Source organism: Amycolatopsis tucumanensis, from assembly GCF_021654135.1.
Lineage (GTDB): Bacteria > Actinomycetota > Actinomycetes > Mycobacteriales > Pseudonocardiaceae > Amycolatopsis_E > Amycolatopsis_E tucumanensis.
In genome coordinates this window covers 47,196-64,209 of record NZ_JAKGSD010000036.1, presented here as the reverse complement: position 1 = coordinate 64,209, position 17,014 = coordinate 47,196, and the positions used below count along the sequence as shown (strand labels likewise).

Annotated in this window: 16 protein-coding genes; 10 read left to right on the top strand and 6 right to left on the bottom strand. The window is 71.7% G+C overall.

Annotated elements, in window-relative coordinates:
- Positions 1-74 precede the first annotated feature (74 nt).
- Positions 75-3,521 carry an indolepyruvate ferredoxin oxidoreductase family protein gene (locus L2C96_RS29455; protein WP_237338501.1) on the top strand — a complete coding sequence of 1,149 codons (3,447 nt, stop codon included), beginning with the start codon at positions 75-77 and terminating at the stop codon, positions 3,519-3,521.
- 19 nt (positions 3,522-3,540) lie between these two features.
- On the opposite strand, the gene L2C96_RS29450 is transcribed toward L2C96_RS29455, so the two are convergent.
- A complete protein-coding gene (locus tag L2C96_RS29450) occupies positions 3,541-4,131 on the bottom strand; it encodes a TetR/AcrR family transcriptional regulator (protein ID WP_237338500.1) in 591 nt (196 codons plus the stop codon).
- 93 nt (positions 4,132-4,224) lie between these two features.
- On the opposite strand from L2C96_RS29450, the gene L2C96_RS29445 reads away from it, so the two are divergent.
- Positions 4,225-4,899: a nitroreductase family protein gene (locus tag L2C96_RS29445; protein WP_237338499.1), complete on the top strand. Its 675-nt coding sequence runs from the start codon at positions 4,225-4,227 to the stop codon at positions 4,897-4,899.
- Positions 4,900-4,906: 7 nt separating this feature from the next.
- Here L2C96_RS29445 and L2C96_RS29440 read toward each other — a convergent pair whose 3' ends face one another.
- Positions 4,907-5,950, bottom strand: a complete 1,044-nt coding sequence (locus L2C96_RS29440; RefSeq protein ID WP_237338498.1) for a helix-turn-helix domain-containing protein — start codon at positions 5,948-5,950, stop codon at positions 4,907-4,909.
- 171 nt (positions 5,951-6,121) lie between these two features.
- On the opposite strand from L2C96_RS29440, the gene L2C96_RS29435 reads away from it, so the two are divergent.
- Genes L2C96_RS29435 through L2C96_RS29405 form a run of 7 tightly spaced genes read left to right on the top strand, consistent with a single transcriptional unit; the run spans position 6,122 to position 12,742 of the window.
- Positions 6,122-6,565, top strand: a complete 444-nt coding sequence (locus L2C96_RS29435) for a cupin domain-containing protein (protein ID WP_020417246.1) — start codon at positions 6,122-6,124, stop codon at positions 6,563-6,565.
- A gap of 26 nt (positions 6,566-6,591) precedes the next feature.
- The gene (locus L2C96_RS29430; RefSeq protein WP_237338497.1) at positions 6,592-8,199 is read left to right on the top strand and encodes an FAD-dependent monooxygenase; all 1,608 of its coding nucleotides are present in this window, start codon (positions 6,592-6,594) and stop codon (positions 8,197-8,199) included.
- Positions 8,200-8,225: 26 nt separating this feature from the next.
- Complete coding sequence (locus tag L2C96_RS29425) at positions 8,226-8,636, top strand: RidA family protein (RefSeq protein WP_237338496.1); 411 nt, start codon at positions 8,226-8,228, stop codon at positions 8,634-8,636.
- A 4-nt stretch (positions 8,637-8,640) separates the two neighbouring features.
- Entirely contained in the window at positions 8,641-9,975 is a 1,335-nt protein-coding gene (locus L2C96_RS29420; protein ID WP_237338495.1) for an MFS transporter, read from the top strand.
- Between the two features lie 28 nt (positions 9,976-10,003).
- Entirely contained in the window at positions 10,004-11,038 is a 1,035-nt protein-coding gene (locus tag L2C96_RS29415) for an NAD(P)-dependent alcohol dehydrogenase (protein WP_237338494.1), read from the top strand.
- Positions 11,035-11,892 carry an alpha/beta hydrolase gene (locus L2C96_RS29410; RefSeq protein ID WP_237338493.1) on the top strand — a complete coding sequence of 286 codons (858 nt, stop codon included), beginning with the start codon at positions 11,035-11,037 and terminating at the stop codon, positions 11,890-11,892. The genes L2C96_RS29415 and L2C96_RS29410 overlap by 4 nt, the downstream gene beginning before the upstream one ends.
- A gap of 13 nt (positions 11,893-11,905) precedes the next feature.
- The gene (locus L2C96_RS29405; RefSeq protein WP_237338492.1) at positions 11,906-12,742 is read left to right on the top strand and encodes a fumarylacetoacetate hydrolase family protein; all 837 of its coding nucleotides are present in this window, start codon (positions 11,906-11,908) and stop codon (positions 12,740-12,742) included.
- Positions 12,743-12,747: 5 nt separating this feature from the next.
- On the opposite strand, the gene L2C96_RS29400 is transcribed toward L2C96_RS29405, so the two are convergent.
- Entirely contained in the window at positions 12,748-13,308 is a 561-nt protein-coding gene (locus L2C96_RS29400) for a TetR/AcrR family transcriptional regulator (protein ID WP_237338491.1), read from the bottom strand.
- 54 nt (positions 13,309-13,362) lie between these two features.
- Between L2C96_RS29400 and L2C96_RS29395 the strand changes: the two genes are divergently transcribed.
- Entirely contained in the window at positions 13,363-14,868 is a 1,506-nt protein-coding gene (locus L2C96_RS29395) for an FAD-dependent monooxygenase (protein WP_237338490.1), read from the top strand.
- A gap of 5 nt (positions 14,869-14,873) precedes the next feature.
- Here the strand turns inward: L2C96_RS29395 and L2C96_RS29390 are convergent, their stop codons facing one another.
- The 3 genes from L2C96_RS29390 to L2C96_RS29380 all read right to left on the bottom strand — a co-directional run bounded on the left by L2C96_RS29390 (position 14,874) and on the right by L2C96_RS29380 (position 16,948).
- Positions 14,874-15,635 carry an alpha/beta fold hydrolase gene (locus tag L2C96_RS29390; RefSeq protein ID WP_237338489.1) on the bottom strand — a complete coding sequence of 254 codons (762 nt, stop codon included), beginning with the start codon at positions 15,633-15,635 and terminating at the stop codon, positions 14,874-14,876.
- Positions 15,636-15,708: 73 nt separating this feature from the next.
- Positions 15,709-16,317 carry a TetR/AcrR family transcriptional regulator gene (locus L2C96_RS29385; RefSeq protein ID WP_027929405.1) on the bottom strand — a complete coding sequence of 203 codons (609 nt, stop codon included), beginning with the start codon at positions 16,315-16,317 and terminating at the stop codon, positions 15,709-15,711.
- Between the two features lie 58 nt (positions 16,318-16,375).
- Positions 16,376-16,948, bottom strand: a complete 573-nt coding sequence (locus L2C96_RS29380; protein WP_237338488.1) for a TetR/AcrR family transcriptional regulator — start codon at positions 16,946-16,948, stop codon at positions 16,376-16,378.
- Positions 16,949-17,014: the final 66 nt, after the last annotated feature.

The following is a 17,014-nucleotide window of genomic DNA, read 5'->3' as shown; positions in this document are numbered from 1 at the left end:
TCGTTGTTGCGCGGCGCCGCTCGCGTTGGCTGAAGTGATCCACGTCCCAACCGGCGTGACGCGAAAGGCCCGGCATGACCACCTTCACCCTGGACGAGCGGTACGTGCGCGAGACGGGAACGGTCTACCTCACCGGTGTGCAGGCTCTGGTGCGCGTGGTGCTGGACCGCGTCCGGCAGGACCGGCGGGCAGGACGGGACACGGCGGCGTTCGTGTCCGGTTACGAGGGTTCGCCCCTGGCCGGCTTCGACCTGGAGCTGGCGCGGCACGGGAAGCTGCTGGACGAGCACGCGGTGGTGCACCGGCCCGGGCTCAACGAGGAACTCGCGGCGACGTCGGTGATGGGCAGCCAGCTGGCCGCGGGGCTGGGCTCGTTGCGCAGGGACGGCGTCACCGGATTCTGGTACGGCAAGGCCCCGGGCCTGGACCGGGCCACGGACGCGTTGCGGCACGCCAACCTCGCCGGAACCCACCCGCGCGGCGGCGCGGTCGCGCTGGTCGGGGACGATCCGAACGCGAAGTCGTCGTCGGTGCCGTGCGCCTCCGAGCACGCGCTGGCCGACCTGGCGATGCCGGTGTTCTTCCCGGCGGATTCGCAGGACGTCCTCGACCACGGCCGGCACGCGGTGGAGCTGTCCCGGGCCAGTGGGCTGTGGACGGCGATGAAGATCGTCGCCAACGTCGCTGATGCGGCCGGCACCGCCGTCGTCGACCCGTCGTGGACGGCGCCGGTGCTGCCCGAGGGTGCGTACGGCCACCGCCCGAGCAGCCGGCTGCTCGGGCCGGAGCTGGCGACGCTGGAGCACAGCCTGCACCGGGTGCGGTTGCCGCTCGCGCTGGAGTACCTGCGGGCCAGTGGTGTCAACCGGATCGTGCGGTCCGGGCCGGGCGACCGGATCGGGATCGTCACGGCCGGCAAGTCCTATCTGGACCTGCGGCAGGCGTTGCGCGCGCTCGGCCTCGACGAGGACGCCCTCGCCCGCTTCGGCATCCGCATCCTCAAGCTCGGCGTGATCCACCCCGTCGAGCCCGGCATCATCACCGACTTCGCCCAGGGGCTCGACGAGATCGTGGTGGTGGAGGAGAAGCGGGCGCTCATCGAGCCCGCGGTCAAGGAGATCCTCTACGGCCGCACGGGAGCGCCGCGCGTGCACGGCAAAACCGGTCCCGACGGCCGGGTGCTGTTCACCGAGCTGGGCGAGCTCGATCCGGACGTCATCGCCAAGGGGCTCGCCCGCCTGCTCGGTGACATCGAACCGGTGCGCGTGTGGCAGGGCCGGCGCCGCCGCGAGCGGATCGCGGTGCCGTTGCTGGCCCGCACGCCCTACTTCTGCTCGGGCTGCCCGCACAACTCCTCCACCAAGGTGCCCGATGGCACCCTCGTGGGTGGCGGGATCGGCTGCCACACCATGGCGCTGTTCATGGAACCCGACCAGGTCGGGGACGTCATCGGCATCACGCAAATGGGCGGCGAGGGCGCCCAGTGGATCGGCATGGCCCCGTTCGTCGAGGCCCGGCACCTGGTGCAGAACATCGGCGACGGCACGTTCACCCACTCCGGCAGCCTCGCGGTCCGGGCGGCGGTCGCGGCCGGCGTGAACGTCACGTTCAAGCTGCTGCACAACTCGGCGGTCGCCATGACCGGCGGCCAGGACGCGGTCGGGGCGTTGCCGGTGCACAAGCTCGCCGAACTGCTCCTCGTCGAGGGCGCGGCGAAGGTCGTGATCACCTCCGACCAGCCACGCCGGTTGCGGCGTCTGCGGTTCCCCCGCGGGGTCGAGGTCCGGTCCCGCGACGATCTGCTGCGCACCCAGGAGGAGCTGGCCGCGATTCCGGGCGTCACGGTGCTGATCCACGACCAGGAGTGCGCCGCGGAGAAACGGCGGAAGCGGCGGCGCGGCAAGCAGGAAACCCCGGCCACCAAGGTGTTCATCAACGAACGGGTCTGCGAGGGCTGCGGCGACTGCGGCGTGAAGTCCAACTGCTTGTCCGTGCAGCCGGTGGAAACCGAGTTCGGCCGCAAGACCCGCATCCACCAGTCCTCGTGCAACGTCGACTACTCCTGCCTCAACGGCGACTGCCCGTCCTTCCTCACCGTCGTGCCCGGAGACGGGAAGCGCCGCAAGCAGATCGGGTCGCTGGAGGCGTCCGAGCTGCCGGAACCGCGGCACGCGGAAGGTGACGTCGCCGTGCGCATCACCGGGATCGGCGGCACCGGCGTGGTGACCGTGGCGCAGATCCTGGCCACGGCCGCGGTCCTCGACGGCCGGCACGTGCGCACCCTCGACCAGACCGGCCTGGCGCAGAAGGGCGGCGCCGTCGTCTCCGACGTCAAGATCACCACGGAACCGGTGGAGCAGGCGCCCAAGCTAGCCGCGGGGGAGTGCGACCTGTACCTGGCCTGTGACCCGCTCGTGGCGGCCGATCCGGCGCACCTGGCCGTGGCCGACCGGGACCGCACGGTCGCCGTGGTGTCCACTTCGGAGATCCCGACCGGGCGGATGATCATCGACACCGCGGTGTCCTTCCCCGAGCAGTCCAGCATCCGGTCCGTCCTGGACGGTGCGACCGCGCGCGGGCACTACCTGGACGCCCGCGCCGCAGCCGAGGCGCTGTTCGGCGACGACCAGTTCGCCAACATCCTCCAGCTCGGCGCGGCCTACCAGACCGGCGCGCTGAACGTGAGCGCCGCGGCCATCGAGCGGGCGATCGAGATCAACGGCACCGCGGTCGCGGCCAACCTGCAGGCGTTCCGCCGCGGCCGCCAGCTCGTGGCCGACCCGGACGCCCTGGCCGCCGAGCTCGTCCCGGCGCCGGCGGCGCCCGGAACCCCAGCCGACCCCGCGGCCGTGCGACGGGTGCGGTCGCTGGTGCGGGCCGAGGGCGGGGAGCTGGCGAGGCTGCTCGACGTGCGGATCCCGGACCTGATCGCCTACCAGGACGAGGACTACGCCCGCGCCTACGCCGAGTTCGTCGAGCAGGTGCGCAGCCGGGCCGGTGACAGCGCGGTCACCCAGGCCGTGGCGCGCAACCTGTACAAGCTCATGGCCTACAAGGACGAGTACGAGGTCGCCCGGCTCTCCCTCGACCCGGCGCTGCGGGCGGAGATCGAAGCCGAGTTCGGTCCCGGCGCCCGCTACGCCCACCAGTTCCACCCGCCGGTGCTGCGTGCGCTCGGCCTGAACCGCAAGATCGCACTCGGCCCCTGGGCGCAGCCGGTGCTGCGGCTGCTGCGCGCGGGACGGCGCCTGCGCGGCACCCGGTTCGACCTGTTCGGCTACGCCCGGGTGCGGCGCGTGGAGCGGCAGCTGATCACCGAATACCGCGATGCGATCAGCAAGGCCCTTCGCGTCTCCGAGGCGAATGAACCGGCGCTGCTCGAACTCGCCGAACTCCCCGACGCGGTGCGCGGCTACGAGGACATCAAGCTCGCCAACGTCGCCGCGTACCGGCGCAGGCAGGCCGAGCTGGCCGAGGCGCTGGGCCGGGCGAGCGGTCGCACGGCGCAGCACAGCGCCTGACGCGGTTTCGCGCTGCGGCCTATTCGGCTGGCGTGCGTTCCGCGTGGTCGATGAGGGTCGCGGCGGCGGCGCGGGCGTGGCGGCCGTAGCCGGCGTCGTTGAGGGTCATCGCGCGGATCGCGGCCCCGTCGGCGAGCGTGACGAGCTGCTCAGCGAGTAGCTCGGGTTCGGCGACGCCCAGCTCGGTGACCAGGTCGGTCACCAGGCGGAGCATCAGCAGCTTCTGTGCGCGCGCGTAGGCGTGGGCGGCGCTGTCAGGGTCGGGGAACTCCGCCGCGGCGTCGAGGAAGGGGCAGCCGCGCACCGGGCCGGTCGCGGGGGCGGGGATGTCGAACATCGCCAGCAGCCGTTCGCGGGCCGGGATGTCCTCCCTGGTCAGCACGGCGTGCAGGGTGTCCCCGGACTCCACCAGGGCGCGGAGCTGGGCGAGGACGAGGTCGTCCTTCGTCGGGAAGTGCGCGTACAGCGTACGCTTCGACACCGGGGCCTGTGCCGCCACGTCCTCCATCGATGTCGCGTTGATCCCCTGGGCGGCGAACAGCCTGCTCGCCGCGGCGAGCACCCGCTCCCGCCCCCCGCGTCCCGGTCTACTGGTCGTTCCGTTCGCCACGTCACAGAGTATACGCGACCGTTTACTTGGCTGTGGGTCGCTGTTACCGTCTGAAGTAAACGTCATCGTTTACTTCAGTGAGGAGTCCCTGTGATGAGTGATCTCGCCGGTTATGCGGCCCAGCTGATCCGTGGCCGCCGGGCGACCCGGGCGTTCCGCCCGACGCCGGTTCCGGAGACGACGCTCCACGACGTGTTTTCCTTGGCGGCAGCCGCCCCGTCGAACTCCAATGCGCAGCCCTGGCAAGTCGAGGTGGTCAGTGGCGCGCGGCGCGACGCCCTCGCGGACGCGCTGGTGGCCGCGCACCGGGCTGGCCGGACGTCGGTCGACTTCCCCTACAGCGAGGACATCTACGCACCTGTGCACCAGCGACGCCGCGCCGCCTTCGGCGCCACGCTCTACGGCGCGCTCGGCATCGGCCCGGACGAGCGTGACAAGCGCGCCGCATACGACGCCGAGAGCCTGCGGTTCTACGGCGCTCCGCACGTCGCGATGCTGTTCGCTCCCGACACGGCGGAGGCGCGGCTGGCCGCCGACGTCGGCATGTACGGGCAGACCCTGCTGCTCGCACTCACTGCCCACGGTGTGGCGAGCTGTCCGCAGGGCCTGCTGAGCTTCTACGCCGACACCGTCCGGGAGGTCCTCGGCATCAGCGGTGGGAAGCTGCTGTTCGGCATCTCGTTCGGCTACGCCGACACCGAAGCGCCTGTCAACGCGATCACCGTGGAGCGCGAGCACCTGTCCGTCACCACGCGATTCCACCGCTGAGCGCGGCTCACCCCAGCCGGTAGCGGCGGAGCCGCTGGTAGAGCGTGCCGCGGGAGATGCCCAGGCGTGCCGCCGCCTCCGACTTGTTACCCCCGCACTCGGCGAGGGTGTCCGTGATGACCCGGACCTCGGCCCGCTCCAGCGGTCCGTAGGCCGCGGCCTCCCGGCCGGATGCCGCCCCGCCCGGTGTGGAGCCGCGCGTGAGCACCAGCACGACGCCGTCGTCGAGCCGGCCCGGGGTGACCGGGCACAGGCGTGCGCGGAGGCCGTCCGCGAGCGCGATCTCGCTCGCGGACGGACCCGCCTCCAGCACCGCCGCCCACAGGGTCGGCCGGTCCAGGCCCAGTTCGGCGGCGTCGTCCTCGACGATCATCGTCTGGCGGTCGAGGGTGACGACGGGCCCGGCCGAGGCGGAGCGGAAGGACAGGTGCGCGTCGAGCATTCGCCGCTGCCGGGAGGTCGCGGCCTCGCCCAGCGCGGTGGTGATCCCGTCGACCAGTGCCCGGACCGCGACCAGCAGCAGGTGGTTCGCGTCGTTGGCGTGGCACGCCACGTTGACCATGCCCGCGACGCGCCGGGTGATCGGGTGGACCACCGGTGCGGCGACGCAGGCCCACGGGTGCCACGGTTGCTTGTAGTGCTCGGCGCCGATCACGATCGAGGGGCGGCGCGTGGTCGCGGCGACCCCGATGCCGTTGGTGCCGGCGCTCTGCTCGGCGACCTGGGAGCCGGGCTCGAACTCGATCCGGTCCAGATCCCGGGTGAGGGTCCGTTCGGACTCCCAGCGCCACGTCAGGATCCCGTCCGGATCGGCGAGGGCGAGCGAGGTGTCGCTGCCGGTCAGCAGGTCGGCCATGCCGAGCAGCACCGGCGCCGCGACGCGGACGAACGGGGACTGCACGTCGATCTCGCCGTGCGCCAGGTCCAGCCGGTCCGGGTCGACGCCGTTGCTGCGGGAGCGCCGCCACGACGCGACGATCTCCTGGCGGATCCGGGCCTGCGCGCCGGACTGGAAACTCTCCCAAGCCAGCCGGGTCTCCACCGATCTCATCGCGCCTCCTCCTCAGTGCCCGCGAGAACACCGTCCGCCGATTATGGCTGGGAAAGCCCGGAAAACGCCTTTCGCTGTGCAAATTTTGGACAGCCACCTCGACCCGGGCAGGGCCCGCGGCGCACCGTTCTTCCCATCGTCACAGCCGCTGATCCGAGGAGGACTGGTTACATGGAGTTCAAGGTCGAATGGGACGGTGACGTCACCCTGGTGCACCCGGAGCGGGAGCAGCGCGCCAAGCAGGACGTCAACGCGCTCTTCGGGGTGAACGGGGTGACCACGCCCTCGAAGCACCTGTCGCTCCTGGTGACCTCACTGGGGCCGGGGGAGAAGTCGAACGTCCACTACCACCTCGAGCACGAGTCGGCGCTCTACGGCCTGCGGGGCAGCGTGCACTTCTTCTGGGGCGCCGAACTCGAACACGACCTGATCGTGGGCGTCGGCGACTTCCTGTACATCCCGCCGTTCTGCCCCCACGTGTCCTACAACCGGAGCCTGACCGGGGACGCGGCGTTCGTCACCGCCCGCACCGACGCGTTCGAGCAGGAGCGCGTCGTGCTGTTGCCCGAACTCGAGGACGACCGGTGCAAGCCCCGGGTGTCCTACGTCGACTGACACTCTTTCCGGAAAGGACGCTCTTGATGATCGAGGTACCTGTGCTCGTCGTCGGCGGGGGACCGGTCGGGATGAGCCTCGCGCTGCTGCTCGACCGGTTCGGGGTGGAGAGCCTGCTCGTCGAGCGACGGCCCGCCACGACCACGCACCCGAAGGCCCGGGGTTGCCATCCGCGGACCATGGAGCTGTTCCGCATCTGGGGGATCGAGGACCAGGTGCGCCGCGCGGGGCTGCCGCAGGAGTCGGACGTGGCCTGCTGGTGTGAAAGCCTGAACGGGCCGTTGGTGGCCTACACCGAGCCCGCGCCGAGCCTGCACACCCCGGCGCCGCGCTCGATCGTGCCCCAGGACGCGGTGGAGGAGGCACTGGACGACGCGCTGTCCGCCCGGCCGCTGGCGCAGGTGCGCCGGTCCACCGAACTGGTTTCCCTCGCCCAGGACTCCGACGGGGTGACCGCGCGGGTACGGCGGGCCTCCGACGGCGAGGAGTTCGACGTCCGGGCGCGGTACCTGGTCGGGTGCGACGGCGCGAACAGCCGGGTGCGCGAGACCGCCGGCATCGCGATGGACGGCCCGGAGACCCTGGCGCTCATGGCGAACCACTACTACCGCGCCGACGTCGGGCACCTGCCGCACGTCCGCAGCGCGATCGGGTTCCTGGTCCGGCCGCGCGACCGCAGCAGGCCCGACGTGAACGTCCTGGCCACCGGTCCGGACGGGGACCGGTGGCTGGCGGTGCAGAAGCTGCGGGAGGGCGAGGAGCCGCTGTCCGAGGAGCGCCTGATCCAGGACGTGCGGGAGCAGTGGGAGATGCCCGACCTGAAGGTCGAGCGCATCAACGTGATGACCTGGCGGATGAGCGCCCAGGTCGCGCAACGGTTCCGCGAGGGCAGGGTGTTCCTCGCCGGGGACGCCGCGCACCGGTTCCCCACCGCGGGAGGCAATGGGCTGAACTCCGGCGTCCAGGACGTGCACAACCTGGCGTGGAAGCTCGCGATGGTGCTGTCCGGCCGGGCCGGGGACGTCCTGCTCGACACCTACGACTCCGAGCGCCGCCCGGTCGCGCAGTCCAACACCGACTTCGCCGTGCGCAACCAGACGCGGATCGACGAGATGGACGAGGCGTTCCGCCGCCGCGAGGAGGACCCGCAGCGCTGGCGCGACCTGCTGATCGACCAGAACAAGCAGCTGCACAGCGACGGCCACACGCTGGGCTACATCTACACCCGCGGCGCCGTCGTCGACGACGGTTCCCCCGTGCCGCCGTACGACTCGCAGTACTACTGGCCGACCGACCGGCCCGGCGCGCGGTTCCCGCACTTCTGGCTCGATGTGAACAAGACCGAGTCGAGCATCGACTGGTTCGACACCGAGTTCGTGCTCGTCTGCGGGCCGGACGCCGACGGCTGGGACCGGGCCGGACAGGACCTGGCGGCCTCAGCCGTCGTCCCGCTGCGGGTCAAGCGGCTGCCGCACCTGCTCGGGCCCCTGTCGATCGGCCGGGAGGGCGCGGCGCTCGTGCGTCCGGACGGGCACGTGGCCTGGCGCGCCCGCCAGGCGGGGGAGGGGGCCGAGCTGTCCGCCGCGCTCGGCCGGGTCCTCGCGGGCGGCACCCTCGCTCACGCCACCGCCTGACCGAAGTCGAAGGAGACGAGACCACCATGACCATCGCACCGAGTTATGCGAACCCGCCCGGAGTCGGGGCGCCGTTCAGCGCGTACTCGCACGTGGCGCGCGCGGGCGAGCTGCTGTTCGTCGCCGGCCAGTGCGGAATCGCCGAGGACAATTCCGTGACCGGCCCCGACGTGCGGACCCAGACGATCCGCGCCTACGACAACGTGCGCACCATCCTCGAATCGCAGGGCGCCACCCTCCGGGACGTCGTACGGTTCGTCAGCTACCTCACGTCACGGGATCACGTCGCCGACTTCTACGCGGCCCGCGAAGAGTACTTCGCCGAGCACTACCCGCGGGGGCAGTTTCCGCCGAACACCCTGCTGATCGTCGGTGGACTGGTGCGGGCGGACCTGCTGGTCGAGATCGACGCGACCGCGTACCGGCAGGAGGGGTGAGCGCATGTCCGTGCGGGATTCCATCGACCGGTCGGGGATGAGCCGGTTCCAGATCAGGGTCATCGCGATCTGTCTGGTGATCAACCTCGTCGACGGGTTCGACGTCCTCGTGATGTCCTTCGCGGCTCCCGGCGTGGCAGGCGAGTGGGGGCTCACCGATTCCCGGGTGGGAGTGCTGCTCAGCAGCGGACTGGTGGGGATGGCGCTCGGCTCGGCCGTGCTCGCGCCGCTGGCCGACCGCATCGGCAGGCGACCACTCACGCTGATCTGCCTGACCGTGTGCACCGCCGGGATGGCACTGGCCGCGCTCAGCACCGGGTTCGAGATGCTCGCGGCCTGCCGTCTCCTGACCGGTCTCGGCATCGGCGGCATGGTGGCGAGCCTGCCCGTGGTCATCACGGAATACGCGCCGCAGCGGCTGCGCGGCACGATGATCGCCCTGTACGGGATGGGACTGCCGCTCGGCGGTGTGCTCGGTGGTGCGGTCGCGAAGCTCGTGGTCGCCGAGTACGGCTGGCGCGCCACCTTCGTCGTGGGTGCTGTGCTGACCCTGGTCATGGTGGCCGGGGTGGCCGCGGCTATGCCGGAATCACTGGACTACCTGATCAGCCGCCGTCCCCGCGGGGCGCTGGAGAAGGTCAACCGGCTCCTGGAGCGGATGCGGTTGCCCGCCGTCGACACCCTGCCCGACCCGGAGCCCGGCGAACGCCGGGTGCGGGTGACGACGTTGCTGACCCGGGACGCGGCGCGGACGGTCCTGTTGTGGATCGCCTACTTCGTGATGATGGCGGGCTTCTACTTCGCCGCGAGCTGGACGCCGCTGCTGCTGCAGCACAGTGGTTCCTCGGCCCAGCAGGGCATGAACGCCGGGCTCCTGCTCAACCTCGGCGGGATCGCGGGCACCCTGCTGTTCGGCTTGATCGCCCTCAAGGTGCGGCTGCGCGGTCTGACGATCGCCTGCTTCCTCGCGGCGGGACTGTCGTACCTGGCGATGAGCGTGTTCCTCGATTCCGCCGTCGCCGCGTTGATCGCCGCGGTCGCGGTCGGCATGTTCATCAACGCCAGCGGCAACGGGCTCAACGCCATCGCTCCCGGTCTCTACGCCCCGGCGGTGCGCGCGACCGGGGTCGGCTGGGCCATGGCGTTCGGCCGCATCGGCGCCCTGACCGCACCGGTGCTGGCCGGGCTGCTTCTGGACAACTCCTGGTCGCCCCGCTCGCTGTTCGGGCTTCTCGTCGTGCCCCTGGTGGCGGCCGCCGTCGCGGTCTTCGTGATCACCGTGCCCCGGCGGACGGCGCGGACGACCACAGCCGCCGAAACACCCGCTCCGCTCGCCTGAGCCAGGCGTTCGTTCAAGGAGGAACAGCATGAAAGCCGTGCGCCTGCACGACTACCACAAACAGCCGATCGTCGAGGAGGTGCCGGAACCGGTCCTGTCCGGACCGCTGGACGTGATCGTGCGGATCGGGGGCGCCGGCGTGTGCCGGACCGATCTGCACATCATCGAGGGGCAGTGGGCCGACGCGATGGCGCCGCGGCTGCCCTACACCCTGGGACACGAGAACGCGGGCTGGGTGCAGGCGGTCGGCGCCGGGGTCAGCAACGTCGAGGTCGGGGACGCGGTGATCCTGCACCCGCAGCCCTCGTGCGGGCTGTGCCTGGCCTGCCGGGAGGGCCGGGACATGGCCTGCGCCGCGGCCGCCTTCCCCGGGGTGTCCGACCACGACGGCGGCATGGCCGAGTACCTGCGCACGACCGCGCGGGCGTGCGTCAAGCTCGACCCCGCCACCGACCCGGCCGACGTCGCCGCGCTGGCCGACGCCGGGCTCACCGCCTACCACGCGGTGCGCAAGGCGGTTCCGCTGCTGCCACCCGGCAGTACGGCCGTCGTCCAAGGGGCCGGGGGACTGGGCCACATCGGCATCCAGGTCCTCGCCGCCCTGACGGCGACGAAGATCGTCGTGGTCGACCGGGACCCGGCCGCGCTCGCGCTCGCCGCCCGCCTCGGCGCGGACACGACGGTGCGGGCCGACGGCAACCAGGTGAGCGCGGTCCTGGACGTGACGAGCGGGCGCGGCGCCGAGGTCGTGTTCGACTTCGTCGCCGAGCAGGGCGCGGAGAACGACGCCTGGGACATGACCGCGGCAGGCGGTTCCCTGTTCGTCGTCGGGTACGGCGGGGAACTGCGGATCCCGACGGTGGCGGCCGTGGCGGCCGAGAAGAACGTCGTCGGCAACATGGTCGGGACCTACCGCGACCTGGTCGAGCTGATGGTGCTCGCGGAAAGCGGGAAGGTGAACCTGCACACGCGCCGCTACCCGCTCGACGCGGCCGCCGAGGCGTTCGACGATCTCGCGCTGAACCGGATCCGGGGCCGGGCGATCCTGGTGCCGCAGGCATGACGGAGCCCGGTGGCGAGCCGGCCGATCCCCGGTTGGCGCGGCCACATCCGGTGCGGGTGCTCGACGGAGCGGTGTCCTACCTCGACATCCGGTATGCCACGGTGACCGGCTGGCGTCCGCTGACCCTGGACCTGCACCTGCCCCTGGACGCCGGCGGTCCGCTGCCCGTCGTGGTCTACGCGCACGGTGGCGGTTTCGTCGGCGGGAGCAAGGAAATGGGGCCGTGGGCGACGCTGCCCGCACGCGGGATCGCGGTCGCGTCGGTCGGTTACCGGCTGGCCGGCGAGGTCGCCCACCCCGGCCCGGTCGAGGACGTGCTGGCGGCGATCCGCTGGGGGCGGGCGCGCGGTGGCGAGTACGGGCTGGACCCCGGCCGCGTCGCCGGGTGGGGGAGCTCGGCGGGGGCGTACCTGATGGCCCGCGCCGCGTTCTCCGACGACGTGCCGCTGTCCGCGCTGGTGTTGCACTATCCGGTCACGGATTTCGGGCTGTTGCTGTCGGATGCGTCCACAGTGGAGGAGCGGGAGGCCCTGGCGAAGATGGTTCGCACGTTCCTCGACGTTCCGGCCTGGCCGGGCGAGGACCAGCTCGCCGCGGTTTCGGTGGTGACCGCCGCACGCCGGGCCCGCTACCGGCCGCCCGTCCACCTCAGTCACGGCTCCGGCGACCGGCGGTGCGGCCTGGCCCAGAGCCGCCGGTTGCACGAGGTCGTCTTGGCGGCGGGCGGCCGGTCCGAGCTGCTCGTCGTGCCCGGGGCCGATCACGCCGACCCGGTGTTCGCGACGCCGGCCGTCGTCGATCCCGCCGTCGAGTTCCTGCGCACGGCGTGGGCGCGACACGATCCGCTGGAATGAGGGGAAAAACCACATGCGCATCGGAAATCTGCGCGGCCGCGCCCACCTGTTGCGCGACCGCGCGGCGATCGACATCGCCAAAGCCAGCGGCGGCCGGTTCGGGCCCGAGCCCGCGGACCTGTTCGCCCGCTGGCCGGAGTTCGCGGCGTGGGCCGCCACCGCCCGCACCGACGTCGCCGAGCCGTACCGGCCCGAGGATCTGGGTGCGCCGGTGCCGCGGCCGCGTCAGGTCTTCGCCGTCGGCCTGAACTACGCCGAGCACGCGGCGGAGACGGGTTTGCGCGCCGGTGGCGTGCCGTCGGTGTTCACGAAGTTCGCCGACTCGCTGACCGGCCCGCACGGCCGCATCGTGCTCAGCGGGCCCTCCGTGGACTGGGAGGTGGAACTCGTCGTCGTCATGGCGCGGGAAGCACGGAACGTCGCGGAGGCGGACGCCTGGAACTACGTCGCCGGGCTCACCGTGGGGCAGGATTTCAGCGATCGGGACGTGCAGATGAGCGGGGCGCCACCGCAGTTCTCGCTCGGCAAGAGCTTCCCCGGCTTCGGCCCGCTCGGGCCCGCGGTGGTGACCCTCGACGAGCTCACGACGCCGTTGCGGCTGCGGTGCTGGGTCAACGACGAACTCGTCCAAGACGGTCACACCGGGCAGATGATCCTCCCGGTGGGCGCGTTGATCGAGCGGATCTCGGCGGTGTGCACGTTGCACCCAGGGGACCTCATCTTCACCGGCACACCGGCCGGGGTGGGGATAGGACGGACCCCGCCGAGGTACCTCACCCCCGGCGACGTCGTCCGCACCCGCATCGACGGCATCGGGGAGATGAGGCACGTCTTCGTCGAGGAGGCGTGAAGCCGTCACAGGCCGATGAGGGGGAGGAAGATCGTGTCGACGATCTCCTCCAGGACGTGGTCGGGCACCGGGGCGAAGGTCACCAGGATTTCGTGGCGCAGCAGGTCGAAGGGGAGCGACTTGATGCGCTCGCTCAACCGGTCCGCGGTGATCTCCCCGCGGCGGACGGCGCGGTCGAACAGGACGTCCGTGGCCTTCTCGTGCCGTGCGGTGAGCAGGTCGGGGCTGGTGCCGGTCTCCTGGTAGTAGGAGGACAGCTGCGCGTTCATCACGGTGATGAGCCGGGCGCGCGTGGTGTTGATCTCGCGCATCAGGGTCAGGACGTCCTCCCGCAGGCTTCCGGTGTCGGGGACGTCCACCCGTGCCCGCTCCAGGGTGTGCGCGATCGCCGCCCGGACGAGCGCGTCGCGGTCGGGCCAGCGGCGGTAGAGCACGGGCGGGCTGGTGCCGGCGCGCCGGACCACGGCGTCCATGGTGAACCCGGCGTAGCCGCCGGCCATGAGTTCTTCCCACGCCGCATCGAGGAGCGCCTTCTCCAGTTCCGCTCCACGCCGTCGTCCGGCCATCTCCACACCTCCCTAAGATAGACTCGTCTATCTTAGCGGAACGGGAGGTCGAACATGGACTACGACGTGCTCGTGGTGGGCGCCGGGCCGGTCGGCCTGATGCTGGCCACGGAACTGGGACTGGCGGGGATCCGGGTCGTGGTGGTCGAACGGCGTTCCGAGCCGGACACCGCGCCCAAGGCCGCGGGGATCAACACGGCCTCCGCGGAGATCTTCGAGCGCCGCGGGCTGCTCCCGGCGATCGAAGCGGCACGCGGGCCGCTGCCGTTCCAGGGGGAGCGGAACCGGGCGCCCTTCGCCGGGCACTTCGGCGGGATCCAGGTCCCGGCGGCCGCGGTCGACGAGCAGGACCCGCTGCTGCGCGGGCGCGGCCCCGGCTGGTACCTCCCGGTCGAGCAGGTCGAGGTGGAACGGGTCCTTGGCCGGCGCGCGGCGGAGCTGGGCGTCGAGATCCGGCGTGGCGCCGACGTGACCGGATTCGACGCGGACGACGACGGTGTCACCGTTCACCTGCGCGGTGGCGGCGACCTGCGTGCGGCGTGGCTCGTCGGCTGCGACGGCGGTCGAAGCCTGGTTCGGCGCCAGGCTGGCTTCGACTTCCCCGGCACGGACCCGACGATCACGGTCCGCCAGGCGACCGGCACCGTGCATGGGGCGGAGCTGCTGGGGCAGGGGTGGCAGTACACGACCACCGGGCTCTACGTCTACGGGCCGAGGCCGGGCTGGATTCGCACTGTCGAGCTGGACGGACCACCGGTGGACCGGGAAGCCCCGGTCACCGCGTCCGAAATGGACGCCAGCCTGCGGCGGGTCAGCGGCCTGGACGTGCACGTGACCGACGTCGCCGACGGCGGCACCCGCTTCACCGACCACGCGCGGCAGGCGAGCACCTACCGGCGTGGCCGCGTCCTGCTGTGCGGGGACGCCGCCCACGTGCATTCGCCCTTCAGCGGCCAGGGCCTGAACCTGGGGCTCGGCGACGCGGTCAACCTGGGGTGGAAGCTCGCCGCCACCGTGCGGGGCTGGGCGCCGGAGGGTCTGCTCGACACCTACGTCAGCGAACGGCACCCGATCGGCGCCGAGGTGCTCGACTGGACGCGCGCGCAGGTCGCCGCGATGCGCGGTGATGCCTACAGCAGCGCGCTCCGGGCCGTGGTCACCGATTTCCTCGGCACCCGGGATGGCGCGACGCTCTACGCGAAGCGGATCTCCGGTCTGGGGCAGCGCTACGACCTGGGGGGCGGCCACGCGCTGGTCGGCGCGCTGATGCCGAAGCTCCAGCTGGACGACGGCAGCCTGCTGGCCCACCACGCCCGCGGGGGACAGGCACTGCTGGCCGACTTCGCCGGGACCGACGTGCTCGCCGTCCTGGCGAAGGCGTATGGAACGCGTCTGAAGTTGGTGCGGGGCAGCGCGGAGGGCAGCGGCCTGAGCGGTTTGCTGGTACGTCCGGACGGTTTCGTGGCGTGGGCGTCGGATGCGGGTGACACCGACGGCCTGGAAACCACGCTGACCCGTTGGCTGGGTGCTCCGGCTGGTACTGCAACGACGCGACGATAGCCGCCCTAACCGTCCAAACGGGACCAGAAATCCGTCAGGGCGCGTGCGACCGGCTGCGGGTGCGTCACCGGCCACCAGTGCCCGACATCGGCGAGTTCGGCGATCTCCGCGCCGGCGGCTTCGGCCGCGAACCGGTGCTGTGCGGGCGTTCCACTGGCCTGGTCGACGTCCGCGAGGGCGATCAGGGCCAGGCCGGGGCGCTGCCGGGCGTTCGCGAGGCCGCGGCCCGCTTCGGCCATCACCGGCTGGGCGGCCGACCGCAGGAGCGACAGCACCGCCCGCCCCATGTCGTCGTCCATCCCGGCGGCCACGCGTTCCGCGACCGGACCGGTCATCCCGAGCGCGTTGACCACCTCCAGACGCTGCGCCAGCGTGCCGCCGAAGATTTCCTTCACCGAGGCTTCGCCCGCCCCTTCCTGTTGCCACACCTGGGCCCGCGCGTGCCAGACGTAGTCCGGGGCGAACAGGCCGAGCGCGTCCGACGCCCAACTGCGGATCAGCTCCGGGCGGGTCATCGCGATCTGGGCGACATGCGCGCCGCCCCAGTCGTGGCCGACGAGATCGACGGGTTCCCGGAACTGCTCCAGCCGCGCGGCGAGCCACTCGCGATAGCCCTCGACGGTGGCGGAGAAGCCGTTCGAGGCAGGCATCCCGAAGCCGGGTGGGGACAGCGTCACCGCGTCGTCCCGGCCGAGCGCGGCGATCAGCGGTCCCCACACGCCGGGGCTCTCCGGATTGCCGTGCACGAGCACCAGGGGAGCAGGCATGGTCACTCCTAACTTGCGTGTACGTATGCAAGTAACTGTAGCAGCGGCCGGCGCCGGAGACCACTGCCGGAAGTTAGGGCGTGACAGCGAAGGCCGCGCGTACCGACCGCGTCGCTTCCCGGATGATGGCCGTGACGTTGCGAACCGGCGGCTGGGCGATGAGTTGCAGCCCTGTCCCGCGGACCAGTGCGACGATCAGCACGGCGGCCGCGGCCGGGTCCGCGTCGGACCGGATGGACCCATCGGCGACGCCCTGGCGGACCACGTTCGCCAGTAGCTGCCGGAAGTCGGCGTCCCGGCGGGCGAACAGCGGAGCCAGCACGGGGTCGGCCGCGATCGCCTCACCCCACAGTTGCAGGAACGCGCGCGCCGACGGTGTCCGCCGCACGACGTTGCGCAGGTATGCCTCGATGATCAGCACCAGGTGGTCCAGGCCGTCGCCCTGGTATTCGGGGACGTCGAACCGCTGCGCCTCGTCGACCACGGACTCCAGCAGCCGTTCCCTGCTGCCGAAGTGGTGGTAGACGATGCCGCGGCTGTACCCGGCGGCTTCCCCGACCTCGGCGAGCGTGACGGCCCGGGACCCGCTGCGCGCGATGAGCTCCGTCGCCGCGTCCAGCACGCGACGGATGGTCTCCGCGCGTCGTTGCTCCTGCGTGCGCCGGGCCGGCCGATCGGTCATGCGTCATCCCCTTGGCAAACCTCGTGGTCGACGAAGTGTGTCACGGTCACCTCGTCCACTAGGTGAAGACGCCCGCGGTGGCGATCCGGACTCGCTTGCGTGCGGTCTGCTCGTCGTCCCCGAAGCGGTCGACACCCCAGGACAGCGTCACGACCAGCTCATAGAGCTCCTCCGCGGTGACGCCCTCGACGGCGTCGCCGGCGGACTTCGCCGCGTCGAGGAGTTCGCGTGTCCGGTCGAGCAGGGGGTTGCACGCGTGGGTCATCGGTGAGGCCGGGTCGCTGTGCGCGGTGGCGACGCAGGAGGGCAGGTCGTGCCAGATGCGCAGCTGCCAGGTCAGCCGCGCCAGCCATTCGGCGAGCGCTTCGCGTGGGGAGGCGGTTTGGGCCAGCTCACCGGATTCGGCCAGGGCGTCCTCGATGCTGGTCTGCATGACGGCGGCGAGCAGGTCGTCCCGCGTCGGGAAGTTCCGGTAGAGCGTGGCGTTGCCCACTCCCGCTTTCACCGCGATGCCGTCGAGCGAGGCGAGGACGCCCTCGGTTTCGAACGTCTCGCGTGCCGCGAGCAGGATCGCGTCGCGGTTTCGCCGGGCGTCGGCCCGCAGCGGCCGCGCCTTCGCGTCGTCAGCCATGACATCCCTCCTTGCGGAAGTGGGGAGTGTCCCCGCATACTGAATTTGGGGACACTCCCCACTTGA